15 protein-coding genes are annotated in these 12,603 nt (G+C 61.9%); 8 read left to right on the forward strand and 7 right to left on the reverse strand.

The features are described 5' to 3' along the window. Positions 1–138 precede the first annotated feature (138 nt). The gene (locus tag AC07OJ_RS13080; protein WP_083221347.1) at positions 139–1,245 is read left to right on the forward strand and encodes a GNAT family N-acetyltransferase; all 1,107 of its coding nucleotides are present in this window, start codon (positions 139–141) and stop codon (positions 1,243–1,245) included. Continuing rightward, complete coding sequence (locus AC07OJ_RS13085; RefSeq protein WP_495094624.1) at positions 1,242–2,120, forward strand: hypothetical protein; 879 nt, start codon at positions 1,242–1,244, stop codon at positions 2,118–2,120. Before AC07OJ_RS13080 ends, AC07OJ_RS13085 begins: the two co-directional genes overlap by 4 nt. Here AC07OJ_RS13085 and AC07OJ_RS13090 read toward each other — a convergent pair. The 4 genes from AC07OJ_RS13090 to AC07OJ_RS13105 form a co-directional block, all read right to left on the reverse strand. Further along, the gene (locus AC07OJ_RS13090; RefSeq protein WP_495094625.1) at positions 2,098–3,321 is read right to left on the reverse strand and encodes a DegT/DnrJ/EryC1/StrS family aminotransferase; all 1,224 of its coding nucleotides are present in this window, start codon (positions 3,319–3,321) and stop codon (positions 2,098–2,100) included. The two genes, AC07OJ_RS13085 and AC07OJ_RS13090, sit on opposite strands and share 23 nt — an antisense overlap. Next, on the reverse strand, positions 3,318–3,731 hold the full coding sequence (locus AC07OJ_RS13095; protein ID WP_065902272.1) for a DMT family transporter: 414 nt from the start codon (positions 3,729–3,731) through the stop codon (positions 3,318–3,320). The genes AC07OJ_RS13090 and AC07OJ_RS13095 overlap by 4 nt, the downstream gene beginning before the upstream one ends. Then, entirely contained in the window at positions 3,731–4,087 is a 357-nt protein-coding gene (locus AC07OJ_RS13100) for an EamA family transporter (RefSeq protein ID WP_065902270.1), read from the reverse strand. Before AC07OJ_RS13100 ends, AC07OJ_RS13095 begins: the two co-directional genes overlap by 1 nt. Positions 4,088–4,177: 90 nt before the next feature. Beyond that, positions 4,178–4,756: a DUF6436 domain-containing protein gene (locus AC07OJ_RS13105; RefSeq protein ID WP_201146087.1), complete on the reverse strand. Its 579-nt coding sequence runs from the start codon at positions 4,754–4,756 to the stop codon at positions 4,178–4,180. A 99-nt stretch (positions 4,757–4,855) separates the two neighbouring features. On the opposite strand from AC07OJ_RS13105, the gene bipL reads away from it, so the two are divergent. Beyond that, positions 4,856–5,797, forward strand: a complete 942-nt coding sequence (gene bipL / locus AC07OJ_RS13110) for a phospholipase BipL (RefSeq protein ID WP_315417722.1) — start codon at positions 4,856–4,858, stop codon at positions 5,795–5,797. A 19-nt stretch (positions 5,798–5,816) separates the two neighbouring features. On the opposite strand, the gene AC07OJ_RS13115 is transcribed toward bipL, so the two are convergent. Next, the gene (locus AC07OJ_RS13115) at positions 5,817–6,569 is read right to left on the reverse strand and encodes a DUF2059 domain-containing protein (RefSeq protein WP_495094626.1); all 753 of its coding nucleotides are present in this window, start codon (positions 6,567–6,569) and stop codon (positions 5,817–5,819) included. A gap of 131 nt (positions 6,570–6,700) precedes the next feature. On the opposite strand from AC07OJ_RS13115, the gene AC07OJ_RS13120 reads away from it, so the two are divergent. Then, complete coding sequence (locus AC07OJ_RS13120) at positions 6,701–7,333, forward strand: 2OG-Fe(II) oxygenase (protein ID WP_065902265.1); 633 nt, start codon at positions 6,701–6,703, stop codon at positions 7,331–7,333. A 2-nt stretch (positions 7,334–7,335) separates the two neighbouring features. Beyond that, positions 7,336–7,818 carry a 2-thiouracil desulfurase family protein gene (locus AC07OJ_RS13125; protein WP_495094627.1) on the forward strand — a complete coding sequence of 161 codons (483 nt, stop codon included), beginning with the start codon at positions 7,336–7,338 and terminating at the stop codon, positions 7,816–7,818. Between the two features lie 71 nt (positions 7,819–7,889). Here the strand turns inward: AC07OJ_RS13125 and AC07OJ_RS13130 are convergent, their stop codons facing one another. After that, complete coding sequence (locus tag AC07OJ_RS13130) at positions 7,890–8,366, reverse strand: transporter substrate-binding domain-containing protein (RefSeq protein WP_065902263.1); 477 nt, start codon at positions 8,364–8,366, stop codon at positions 7,890–7,892. Positions 8,367–8,500: 134 nt separating this feature from the next. Here AC07OJ_RS13130 and AC07OJ_RS13135 point away from each other — a divergent pair, with 134 nt between their 5' ends. After that, positions 8,501–8,941 carry a DUF4399 domain-containing protein gene (locus AC07OJ_RS13135; protein ID WP_065902261.1) on the forward strand — a complete coding sequence of 147 codons (441 nt, stop codon included), beginning with the start codon at positions 8,501–8,503 and terminating at the stop codon, positions 8,939–8,941. A 68-nt stretch (positions 8,942–9,009) separates the two neighbouring features. Here the strand turns inward: AC07OJ_RS13135 and serA are convergent, their stop codons facing one another. Beyond that, on the reverse strand, positions 9,010–10,239 hold the full coding sequence (gene serA, locus AC07OJ_RS13140; RefSeq protein ID WP_065902258.1) for a phosphoglycerate dehydrogenase: 1,230 nt from the start codon (positions 10,237–10,239) through the stop codon (positions 9,010–9,012). 205 nt (positions 10,240–10,444) lie between these two features. Between serA and AC07OJ_RS13145 the strand changes: the two genes are divergently transcribed. Both AC07OJ_RS13145 and AC07OJ_RS13150 read left to right on the forward strand, forming a co-directional pair. After that, positions 10,445–11,839 carry an FAD-binding oxidoreductase gene (locus AC07OJ_RS13145; RefSeq protein WP_065902256.1) on the forward strand — a complete coding sequence of 465 codons (1,395 nt, stop codon included), beginning with the start codon at positions 10,445–10,447 and terminating at the stop codon, positions 11,837–11,839. Positions 11,840–11,860: 21 nt separating this feature from the next. Further along, positions 11,861–12,526, forward strand: a complete 666-nt coding sequence (locus AC07OJ_RS13150; RefSeq protein WP_495094628.1) for a fumarylacetoacetate hydrolase family protein — start codon at positions 11,861–11,863, stop codon at positions 12,524–12,526. The last annotated feature ends 77 nt before the right edge of the window (positions 12,527–12,603 follow it).

Here is a 12,603-nt window from a genome sequence, read left to right on the forward strand (position 1 = left end):
AGGGAGTCTAATCGGTTTGGTGGACACTGCGGGAAATGCTGGTATTGCATCTTGATGCGTCTCGCCGACAGCCGAGGTTCAAGTGGGGAACACCCCGAAGCGGCTATTATTGCACCTGTCATCTTTGAGCTTTTTGCCATGACTTGCGCCATGCAACCGATGCCCGACTCCAGCCGTCCCCAGGTTGCCTACGCGTGCAGCCTGGAAGCGCAGTCACTGATCGGGCGCTTTTTGCAGCACCCGCCGGTGGGTTTTGATGCACGGCTATCGGACCAGGGCCTGCCCTATTTCTTTACCCCGTTCGACCTGTTGACCACCGCCGACGATGCGTTCGTCAAGCGTGTGCGCGGTTGGCCCGGCTATCGCTTCTGGAACCGCTGGCTGCGAATCGACAGCTGCTTCGTGGGTACCACCGTCAGTGAATACTCACCGCTGCCCCAGGGGGTGGCGCCCGAGGACCTCGCGCAGTGGCTGCAACATGAGTGTGCGCCGCAGCGCAAACTCACCATCGTCAAAGACGTGCCGTGCAACTCCCCACTGCTCAGCGAGGCGGACAACCGCTACGCGCAAGCGCTGATCGATGACTGCGCCCGACGTGGCTTTATCAGCCTCGAGGGCCAGGCGCTGGCGTATGTACCGATCAACTTCACCACGATTGATGAGTACCTGGCGCGTTTGTCCCACAGCCGTCGTCGCAATATCCGACGCAAGCTGCGCAGTCGTGAGGCGTTGCGCGTGGAGATCCTCGACACCGGCGATGCGCGCTTCAACGATGAAGCCTGGCTGGCGCATTTGTATGGGCTGTACCGGGCGGTGTACGACCAGAGCGAGATCCATTTCGACCTGCTCACCCCTGAGTTCTTCAGCAGCCTGCTGAGGGACGCCGACAGCAACGGGCGCGTGTTCTGCTATTGGCACTGCGATGAACTGATCGGCTACAACCTGTGCTACGTGGAGGGCGACAAGCTGCTCGACAAGTACATTGGCCTCAACTACCCGCAGGCGCTGGAGTTCAACCTGTACTTCGTCAGCTGGTTCGTGAACCTGGAGTACGCCGTGGCCAATGGCCTGAAGTTTTATGTGGCGGGCTGGACCGACCCGCAGGTCAAGGCCAGCCTCGGCGCGGACTTCACCTTGACCCGCCACCTGGTGTGGATACGCAACCCACTGTTGCGCACGCTCGGCAAGCGATTGCGCCATCACTTTGAAGGCGAGGGGCAGTGGCACCAGGAGAAAACCGAATGAACCTGGACCGAGCCCCGCTGATTCTGGACTTCGATGGCGCCGTCAGTGATATTCCCGGCGCCATCACGCTGGCGCTGCAGGACTGGCAGGAAAAGATCCGTTTTGGCTGTCGCTGGGCGCAATTCAATGCGCTGGAAACGGCCTTGGGCGCGCAGATGCCCAGCGATTACGGCTGTGTGTTCACCGGCAGCGGCGACTATCACCACCTCAGCCAACTGTTGCTGAACCGCCTGCCGACGCAGCAGAAATTCCAGCTGATCATTTGTGACAATCACCCGGACAACATGCGCTACCCGTTCGGTATCCACTGCGGCTCATGGGTCTACTGGGCCAGCCGTTTGCCCCAGGTCGAGCATGTGCATGTACTCGGCATTGGTTCGCAGGACATCGGCCTGGGCCATGCCTGGGAAAATCACTGGTCGCCGCTGCTCAAGCGCAAGTTGACCTACTGGAACGTCAACGTCGATACCCGTTGGATGAACTGGATCGGCGCCGGTCGCAGCAATCGCGCCTTCGGCAACCCGGATGAGCTGATGCGTGCGTTCCTGGCGCAGTTTGACCGCTCGCTGCCGGTGTACCTGTCCATCGATAAAGACGTGCTGAGCCCGCAGGTGGTGAACACCAACTGGGATCAGGGTGAGTTTCTGGAGCACCATTTGACCGACCTGATCAGCGCCTGCCAGGGCCAGGTCATCGGTGCAGACATCACCGGCGATGTGTCGGCCTACCACTATGAAAGCCGATTCAAGCGCTGGCTGAGTGCGTCCGACGGCCAGGAAGCCTTGCCTGAGGCGCAGGTGCAGATCTGGCAACAGCAGCAGAACGCGCTGAACAGTCGCCTGGTGGCGCACATCAATCAGGCCTGGCGACGATAACCTTGAGTTGGTCGACTATCTGCTCGAACAGCGCATCGCTCAGCCAATGGCTGTTGCTGATCGACAGCGTGCGGGCAGCGAAGGCCTGGGCTCGGGTGATATCGCCACCCGGCTGCAAGAGTGGCAGCACCTCGGCGTAGCCCGGCAAGGTGTGGATAAACAGGCGGGTCACGCCCAAGCCTGAGGTCCACAGCCGGGCCATGGCCGCATCGCGGGCGTCTGCGGAGGGCATCACCACCATCAGGAACGGCCAGGTGCCTTGCTGCCCTGGCCTGTCCGTGATCACCGTGACGCCGGGCAAGGTGTTCAAGCACGCTGCACGGCGCAAAGCGCGGGCGCGGCCTTGTTGCAGGTGGTCCGGCAAGCGAGCCAGTGCCGCCGCGCCGACCTTCTGGCGATAGCCGCCCAGGCGGTGCAGCGGGATGTCGTAGACCGAAAAGTCATCGCCGACTGCGGCCACTTCATCCCCATTGGCCAGCGCCTTGCGCAACGCGTTGCCATACACGTAATGCAGGCCGCGTGGTTGATAGAGCAGGGCGTAGCCCCACAGTTCGGCGCTGCGTTGCAGCTCCCAGCGCAGGCTGAAGGGCAGGTCCTGCCGGCAGTGGCGGTGCAGCGCCTGATGCAGCACCGGGTCGCGACTGAACAGCACGCCGCCTTCGGCCGTGGTCAGCCCCTTGCCCAGCGCCATGCTGAAAAACCCCACATCGCCCTTGAGCCCGACGCTGCGGCCATCGTCGAGTGCGCCCATGGCTTGCGCGGCGTCTTCAATGATCGCCGCGCCGACCGCGCCGGCAATGCGTTTGGCCGCGTCGACATCTGCCACGCGCCCGGCCAGGTGGGTGACCACCACGGCCAAGGTGCTTTCATCGCACAGCTGTGCCAGTTGGCGCTCGTCCAGGTCGATGCTGTCGGGCTGCAAATCACAGGGTACGACGCGCAGCGGCGGACAGTAGTGGGCGGCCAGCGCCACCAGCGGGCAGGTGTAGGCCGGCACGATGAGCCGGGTGCGGCCGGGCATGCGTTGCTGCAAGACGCGCAGGGCGATAATCAGTGCTGCGGTGCCGGAGCAGGTCAGGGCGGGGAGTGGCAGCGAGAATTGACGGGCCAGCGCCGGGGCCAGGTCGCCCGAGAGGTTGAGCAAATCCCGCCAGCGCAAGGGCAGGCCTGCGGTGGGTGGGATTTCCCACCGGCGGGTCATGAGGCGGGGGCCTGCGACGGCTCGACCTCGACCTGTTGACTGTCTTTGTCTTCGCTACGCGCCAGGCACAGGATCCCGGCAATAATCAGCGCGCCGCCGACGATTTTCGGCAGGGTCAGGGTGTCGTCGAACAGCCACACGGAGATCAGCGTCACACTGATCAGCTCCAGGTGAGACGCCGCGAACGCCGGGCCCACCGGGGCGTACTTGAGCAAGGTCATCCAGGTGAAGAACGCGCCGATGTAGCCGACGAACGCGCCGTAGATCCACGGTGCGCCAAACACGCGCACCAGCCACGCGGCGTCCATCGTCAGCGGCTCGGCGTGCACCGAGGCGAATTTGAAGCTCACCTGCGCCAATGTGTCGAAAACGATCAGCGCGAGGAAACCGAGGATATAGAAGCGCTTCATCATTCAAACCCCACGACGGTCACGCCACAGGCGATCAGCATGATGCCGATCAACCGCCATTTGCTCAGGCTCTCCTTGAACAGGAAACGGCCGGCAATCATGATCACGACGATGTTGATCGAGCCCAGCATCACCCCGACCGACAACGGCACCAGCGTCAGGAACGCCAGCCACAATACGAATTCGAAGACGTAGCAGATCACGCCCAGCCAGATCCACGGGCGCTTGAGCATGTGTTTCCAGTGGGCGATACCGTCATGCTCGGCACTGGCCGACGCGGCGGCCTTGAAGGCCAGCTGGCCGGAGGTGTCGACGATAACGTTCAGCATCCAGAGGATGATGGTTAACTGGCTCATGTATTCCTACGCTTACACTCTCTGCGAAAACGTACGATACAGCAGCCGGTTGACCGGGTGATTGGAGTTTGCCCGTTGAACAGCCTGCGTTCAGTTTGGCGCTTTGCTCCATGCGCAATAGCAGCCCACCGCCAGGGTGTGCGTGGCATTCACTTCACGTCCGCTGTCCAGGGCCTTCAGGATCGGCTCGATGAAGCTGTTGCTCGAATTGCACGTGAGCCCCTCGCTGTAGGGGCCGAAATACGCAAGCTTGCCGGTGCGATCCCAAATGCCCACCGCAGGGCTGGCCGGTACCTGGTCGGCACCGGGCAGGGCGGTCAGGGTTTTCATCTTGCGCAGGTTGTCGGGCAACCGGCCGTGGCTGCCAGGTTTTTGCAGGGCATAGAATTCCACGCCCTGGGGCGCGTACTGCTCGATCAATTCGCCCAGGTGCTGCTGGTTGCCGACGTTGCAGGGGCAGGCCGGGTCCCAGAAGTGCACCAGGCGGATCGGGCCCGTGCCGGCGAGTTCGGCGGGCAGGCGCAGGGCGTCGCCGGAGAACACCGCCGTGTGTTCGCTGAACGCGCGCAGGTAGCGGCCCTGGAACCAGTCATAGGCCGCCCACAGCACACCGGCGCAGATGATCAGGATCAGGCTGGCGAACAGGGCGGTACGGTAAGGCTGTCGCATTCAGATCTATCCTCGCAGGTCGCGTAGCTTGCCATGCTTGTCCTGACAGATGAATATCGCAGCTCGATATTCATCTTCGCTGTCAGTCTGGAACCCTTTATGCCCGTTACCTTTGACCCTGATCATCTGCGCGAAAGCTTGCGGCCCCTGGTGGATGCGCAACCGCTCAGCGCCGAGGCGCGGGTCTACCAGCGCTTCTACGGCCTGGACCTGGCGGCGCGCAAAGTGCCGGCGGTAAGCCGGCTGGGTCGTTTCGAGGTCGATGGGTTTGCGGTGGTCGCGCAGGTGTGGTGGCCGCCGCAGCCGGTGGCGACGATGTTCATGTTCCACGGGTTCTACGACCATATGGGCCTGTATCGCCATGTGGTGGAGTGGGCGTTGGACCAAGGCTTTGTGGTCATCGCCTGCGACTTGCCGGGCCATGGGTTATCCAGTGGCGCGCGCGCCAGCATCGATGATTTCGCGGTGTACCAGCACGTAGTGCAGGCGCTGTTCGAGCAGGCTCGGGCGCTGCAGTTGCCGCAGCCCTGGCATTTGTTCGGGCAAAGCACCGGCGGCGCGGTGGTGGTCGATCACCTGCTCAACCACGGCGCCGACAGCCCGGCGCAGGGCAAGACCTTCCTGCTGTCACCGCTGGTGCGGCCGCGTGCGTGGGGTTGGTCGCAGGTCAGCTATTACCTGCTGCGCCCGTTCGTCAAAGGCATTGCGCGGCGCTTCAGCGACAACACCCATGACCCGGCCTTCAAGCCGTTCCTGGAAGCCGATCCGCTGCAGCCCCGCCAACTGCCCACCGCGTGGGTGGGCGCCCTGGCGCGCTGGATCAAGCGCATCGAAGCCGCGCCGCGCAGCCCACGGCGACCGGTGATTGTGCAGGGTGAGGAAGACATGACGGTGGACTGGCAGCACAACTTGCAGGTGCTGCGCGGCAAGTTCGACCAGCCCGAGGTATTGATGCTGGCGCGTGGCAGGCATCACCTGGCGAACGAGATTCCCGAGATTCGCCAGGAGTACTTCAGCTTTCTGACCCGCCACCTGACCTGAAGCCAGCTCCTACAGAGGATCAGGGGGCCAGGCTGGAAGTGCTTTGGCCCACCGCCAGGCCTGCGCGAATGGCTGCCAGGGCGGCCTGGTAATACGCCTTGCCCTGCGGCGATTCGGCAAAGGTGGCGAATTCTTCCAGTTCAGGGTCGGACAAGTCCCGGTAGACGTACAGCAACGTATTGTTCAAGTCATTGCCGATCTGTTGCATCAGCCGCTCGCGCTGGCCGTTCAACATGCCCTGGGCCTGACCACCGCCCAGCAGGCCGGGGATCATCTGGCTCAGGCTGTCGGCGGCGACGCCGGCGATGGCCAGGCTGACTTCCGCACCGGCCTCGCGTGCCGGCAGGGCTTGCGCCAGGTGGCCGATGATCAGGCTGCGAGTGGCGTCGGCTTCGATGTGCGGCAGGCCCTGGGCGTTTTTGGCCAACTGGTCGCGGCGGGTCGCGAGCAACTCGGCGGCGACGATCTTGCGGCCCAGCGGCGATTGGAAAAACGCCAGGGCAGGTGCAGGGTCGGCGAGGTTCTTGCGCAATTGCGCCTCGGCACGCTGGTCCATGGCCTGGGCGGCAAAGCGTTTATTGCTGTTGTCGACCAGCGCCTGGTACACCGCCGGCGGCAGGCTATTGCGGTAGCGTTGCTGGGCGGCACTGAGGGCGTCATTGAAATGCGCACGTTGTTCGGCCCAGCCGGCGACCTTGTACAACTGGTCATGGCCGTCTGCCCAAACGGGCAAAACGCAGAACATCAGCAAGGAAAAAAACAAACGACGCATATGGACTCCTGTCAGTCGGCCACTATTGTCCGTGTCGGGCGTAGGATTTGTCGAGAAATCCTATCGGTCACCTGACTAAAGTGTGTTCAGACGCTCGGCGGCTCTGTCGGATTCCCAGGCGTATGGATACTATGCGCGCCATGCAAATACCCCTCGATCACCCCCTGCTGCAACGCATCGTTGATGACCTGGCCGAAAAAGGCTGGTCGCAGCAGAACGGCTTCCTGCCCCAGGCTCTGACCCTGGAACTGGCGGCTGAGTGCCGTAAACGTGCGGCTGAAGGTGAATTGGCCCCGGCGGCAGTCGGCCGCGGGCCGGCCCAGGAGATTCGCGAGGGCATTCGCGGTGATCATATCCAGTGGTTGGAGGAGGGGGATGCGGCGGTCTGCGACCGTTATATGGGGTTGATGGACAGCCTGCGCCTGGCGATGAACCGCAGCCTGTTCCTGGGCCTGGAAGATTTCGAAAGCCACTTCGCGATGTACCCGCCGGGGGCGTTTTACCTCAAGCACCTCGACCGTTTCCGTGACGATGACCGACGCATGGTCTCGGCGGTGATCTACCTGAACGACGCCTGGCTGCCCGAGCACGGTGGCCAGTTACGCATGTACCTCAAGGACGGCGTCGAATACGATGTGGTGCCCACCGGCGGTTGCCTGGTGGTGTTCCTGTCGGGCGAGGTGCCCCACGAAGTCATGCCCGCCACGCGCGAACGCCTGTCCCTCACCGGCTGGTTTCGCCGGCGGGGCAACGAGCCGTTTTAATCATGCACAAGATTCTGATCAGTCGCTGCCTGCTTGGCCACAAGGTGCGCTATGACGGTGGGGCCAGCGGGCCGTTCGACCAACTGGCGGCATGGCAGGCCGAAGGCCGTGTGGTTGCGATCTGCCCCGAGGTCTCGGGTGGCCTGCCCACGCCGCGCCCGGCAGCCGAGATTGCGGGTGGGCAGGGCGTTGATGTGTGGGAAGGGCGCGCCCAAGTGCTGACGGCCGAGGGCGAGGACTTCAGCGCCGCCTTCCTCGACGGCGCCCGCCAGGCCCTGGCGCTGGTGCAGCGCCACAACATCCGCATCGCCATCCTCAAGGCCAATAGCCCATCCTGCGGCAACTTGCTGACTTACGACGGCAGCTTTACCGGCGTGAGAGTCAGCGGCGAGGGCGTGACCGCGGCACTGCTCAGGCAGCATGGAGTGCAGGTGTTCAGTGAGCTGGAACTACCCGAAGCGGCCCAGGCGCTGAATCACCTGTAGGACCCGGCTTGCCGGCGACCGCGGTGAATCAGCTGCAGATGAGGTGGCTGCTATCGCCAGCAAGTCGGCTCCTACAATTGGGGTTCCAGCCACTTCTGGGTCAGCGCATTCAATCGGCCATCGGCCTTCACGCGCTGCAACGCCTTGTCCAGGCTCGCCTTGAACGCCGGGTTGCCCTTCTGGAAGGGAATCGCCAGCTGCGGCTTTTCGAGGTAAGCCTCGCTGAAATCGAAACGATCCTGCAGCTCGGCAGTCATAGCGATATGGTTGATGGCCACGTCGTACTTGCCGGTTGCCACGCCTGGCAGCAGGTCGGTGTCATCGGTGGTGATGAACGAGGGGCGTACATCCATTTCCTTGGCCAATTGCTCGCCAAGTTCCACTTCGAAGCCGGTGAGTTTGTCGCCTTCCTTGAAGTTGAACGGCGGGGTGTTGGCTTCGAGCGCGATGCGCAGTTCGCCGCGATCAAACACATCATCAACCAGTTCGGCGTGAGCCAAAGGGCTCATGAGGGGAAGCAAAAGTAACAGGCCAGGCGAAAAGCGCATGGTCACTCCTAGAGATTTCGAATGTGCGAGGCGCCGTTCGGCATCGCTTTGCTATGGTGTTGAGTGCCTTGGACAGCAATTTGTCGCTAAGTTGTCATAACCGAACAGATTTCCTGGAAAAACTGGAGAAGCGAATGAAAGCCTTATTGTCCCGTGCCACCCTGGCCAGCCTGCTGCTGGGTGCTTCGATGTTGGCCACTGCCGCCGACGGTATCCCGCGCAGCGCGCCACCTGAAGGCGCCAAGGTATTTATCGTGTCGCCAAAAGACGGCGCCACCGTGGATAAAACCTTCACCGTAAAATTCGGCATGGAAGGTCTGAAACTGGCTCCGGCTACCAGCCAGGATCCAGGTACCGGCCACCACCATCTGCTGGTCGACCAGAAAGAACTGCCTGACGCCAGCGTGCCGATCCCCGCCACCGACACCGTGATTCACTACGGCAAGGCCCAGACCGAAACCGAACTGACCCTCACTCCTGGCAAGCACACGCTGCAACTCGTAGCTGGCGACAAACTGCACATGCAGTTCAACCCGACTGTAGCGTCGAAAGTCATCACGGTTAACGTCAAGTAAGATTTGTTCAGACAAAAAAATGGGAGACCCCTGCGGGTCTCCCATTTTTTTGTGCAGCGTTTGCAGCGTTAGAACAACACGCGGCTACGAATCGTGCCGTTGATGTGCTGCAGCTTCTCTTGTGCCAGGTCCGAGTACTCGGCGTCGACGTCGATCACCACGTAGCCAACCTTCTCGTTGGTCTGCAGGAACTGACCGGAGATGTTGATGCCGTTTTCCGCGAAGACCTTGTTGATCTCCATCATCACGCCAGGGATGTTCTGGTGGATGTGCAGCAGACGGTGCTTGCCAGGGTGAGCCGGCAGCGCCACTTCCGGGAAGTTGACGGAGGACACCGACGTACCGTTGTCGCTGTACTTGACCAGCTTCTCCGACACTTCCAGGCCGATGTTGGCTTGGGCTTCAGCGGTGGAACCGCCGATGTGCGGGGTCAGGATCACGTTGTCCAGGCCACGCAGCGGGCTTTCGAAGATGTCGTCGTTGGAGCGTGGCTCCACCGGGAACACGTCGATGGCGGCGCCGATCAGGTGCTTGTCCTTGATCGCGTCGGCCAGGGCGTCCAGCTCGACCACGGTGCCGCGTGCAGCGTTGATCAGGATGCCGCCTTTCTTGATGGCGCGGATTTCCTTCTCGCCGATCATCCACTGGGTCTCAGCGGTTTCCGGTACGTGCAGGGTGACGATATCGGACATGCCCAGCAGTTCGGTCAGGCTCGCCACTTGGGTGGCGTTGCCCAGCGGCAGCTTGGTCAGGGTGTCGTAGAAGAACACCTGCATGCCCAGGCCTTCAGCCAGGACCGACAGTTGGGTGCCGATTGAGCCGTAACCGACGATACCCAGCTTCTTGCCCCGGATTTCGAAGGAGTTGGCTGCGCTCTTGATCCAGCCGCCACGGTGGCAGGAAGCGTTCTTCTCAGGGATACCGCGCAACAGCAGGATCGCCTCGGCCAGCACCAGTTCCGCGACGGAACGGGTGTTGGAGTACGGGGCGTTGAACACCGCGATGCCGCGCTCGCGCGCTGCATTGAGGTCGACCTGGTTGGTGCCGATGCAGAAACAGCCGACCGCCACGAGTTTCTTGGCGTGGTCGAAGATCTCTTCGGTCAGCTGAGTGCGGGAGCGAATGCCGATAAAGTGCGCGTCGGCGATCTTTTCCTTGAGCTGGGCTTCCGGCAGAGAACTGGTGATGTACTCAATGCTGGAGTACCCGGCGGCCTTCAGAACGTCGACGGCCGATGGGTGGACGCCTTCCAGAAGAAGGAACTTGATCTTGCTCTTATCGAGAGAAGTCTTGCTCATCTGCGTAAACCTGTATCCCGGAGAAAAATGGCAGGGAATCGGATCGCTTAAGCTGACCCGGACGGCAGGAAAGCCGTCACCGCAGAAACGCCCTTGGGCTCTGTCCTGCGGGGGCGGTATGCTAGCATACGCGCCCCGCTAAACACTCATTCCTGCGACGTGAAGCGTTCTCAGGATGACCATGAATTGTTCGAGAGTTCTGTCGATGACCCATCCTGCCCTGATTGATGAGCTAAAGACCCTGGTTGAGCCCGGCAAAGTGCTGACCGATGCCGACTCCCTGGAGGCTTACGGCAAGGATTGGACCAAGCACTTCGCCCCTGCGCCGACCGCCATCGTGTTCCCCAAGACCATCGAGCAGGTGCAGGCTATCGTTCGTTGGGCCAATGCACACAAGGTCGCGCTGGTGCCGTCCGGTGGTCGTACCGGGCTGTCGGCCGCTGCCGTGGCGGCGAATGGCGAGGTGGTGGTGTCGTTCGACTACATGAACCAGATCCTCGACCTCAACCTCACCGACCGCACCGCCGTGTGCCAGCCGGGCGTGGTTACCAAGCAATTGCAGAACGCCGCCGAAGAAAAAGGCCTGTACTACCCGGTGGACTTCGCGTCGTCCGGTTCTAGCCAGATTGGCGGCAATATCGGCACCAATGCCGGCGGGATCAAGGTCATTCGCTACGGCATGACCCGTAACTGGGTGGCCGGCATGAAAGTCGTCACCGGCAAGGGCGACGTACTGGAGCTGAACCGCGACCTGATCAAGAACGCCACCGGCTACGACATGCGCCAGCTGTTCATCGGCGCCGAAGGCACCCTGGGCTTTGTGGTCGAAGCCACCATGCGCCTGGACCGGGCGCCGAAAAACCTCACCGCCATGGTGCTCGGTACTACCGATTTCGACTCGATCATGCCGGTACTGCATGCGTTCCAGAGCAAGCTGGACCTGACGGCCTTCGAATTCTTCTCCGACAAGGCCCTGGCCAAGGTCATGGGCCGTGGCGACGTGCCGGCGCCGTTCGACACCGAGTGCCCGTTCTACGCGTTGCTGGAATTTGAAGCCACCACCGAAGAAGTCGCCAACCATGCGCTGGAAACCTTCGAGCATTGCGTCGAGCAGGGCTGGGTGCTGGACGGCGTGATGAGCCAGAGCGAAACCCAGCTGCACAACCTGTGGAAGCTGCGCGAGTACATCTCCGAGACGATCTCGCACTGGACCCCATACAAGAACGATATCTCGGTGACTGTCTCCAAAGTGCCGGCGTTCTTGAAGGAAATTGATGCGATCGTCGGTGAACACTACCCGGACTTCGAAATCGTCTGGTTCGGTCACATCGGCGACGGCAACCTGCACTTGAACATCCTCAAGCCGGAAAACCTCAGCAAGGATGAGTTCTTCGCCAAGTGCGCCACCGTCAACAAGTGGGTGTTCGAGACCGTCGAGAAGTACAACGGCTCGATCTCCGCCGAGCATGGCGTGGGCATGACCAAGCGCGACTACCTGACCTACAGCCGTTCGCCGGTTGAAATCGAATACATGAAGGCCGTCAAGGCGGTGTTCGACCCGAACGGGATCATGAACCCCGGCAAGATCTTCGCTGTTTAATCGCCCTGAAGGAGTCGTTCCATGAGCTACCAGCACAAGTATGTCGACGGCACCAACATCCACTTTCCTGTGGGTAAAGTGGTGTGTATCGGGCGCAACTACGCCGAACATGCCAAGGAACTGGACAACCCGGTGCCGACCGAGCCGCTGCTGTTCATCAAGCCGGGCAGCTGCGTGGTACCGCTTGATGGCGGTTTCAGCATTCCGACCGAGCGCGGTTCGGTGCATTACGAAGCCGAAATCGCGGTGCTGATCGGCAAGCCCCTGTCGACCAAGCCCAGCCGTGAAGAAGTGCTGGACGCCATTTCCGGCTTCGCCCCGGCCCTGGACCTGACCCTGCGCGACAAGCAGGCCGAGCTGAAAGCCAAGGGCCTGCCGTGGGAAATCGCCAAGTCCTTCGACGGCGCGGCGGTGATCGCGCCGTTTGTGGTCGGCAGCACGTTCCCGGACGTCACCGATATCGGCATCCGCCTGAGCATCAATGGCGAAGTGCGCCAGGATGGCAACAGCTCGCAGATGCTCAACCCGATCATCCCGATGATCCAGCACATGGCCGGCTGCTTCTCGCTGCAGGCCGGCGACGTGATTCTCACCGGCACCCCGGCCGGCGTCGGCCCGTTGAATGTCGGTGATGAGCTGGTGCTGGAACTGACCGGCGTGAACCGCTTCGAAAGCAGCGTTCGCTAACCAGGCGCGGTCAACAGTGTGGGAGCCTGAAATTCAAGTTTTTGCATTTTTTTCACACGCCATCCGGATAATCCTCA

The organism is Pseudomonas sp. GW821-FHT09C08 (assembly GCF_059418125.1).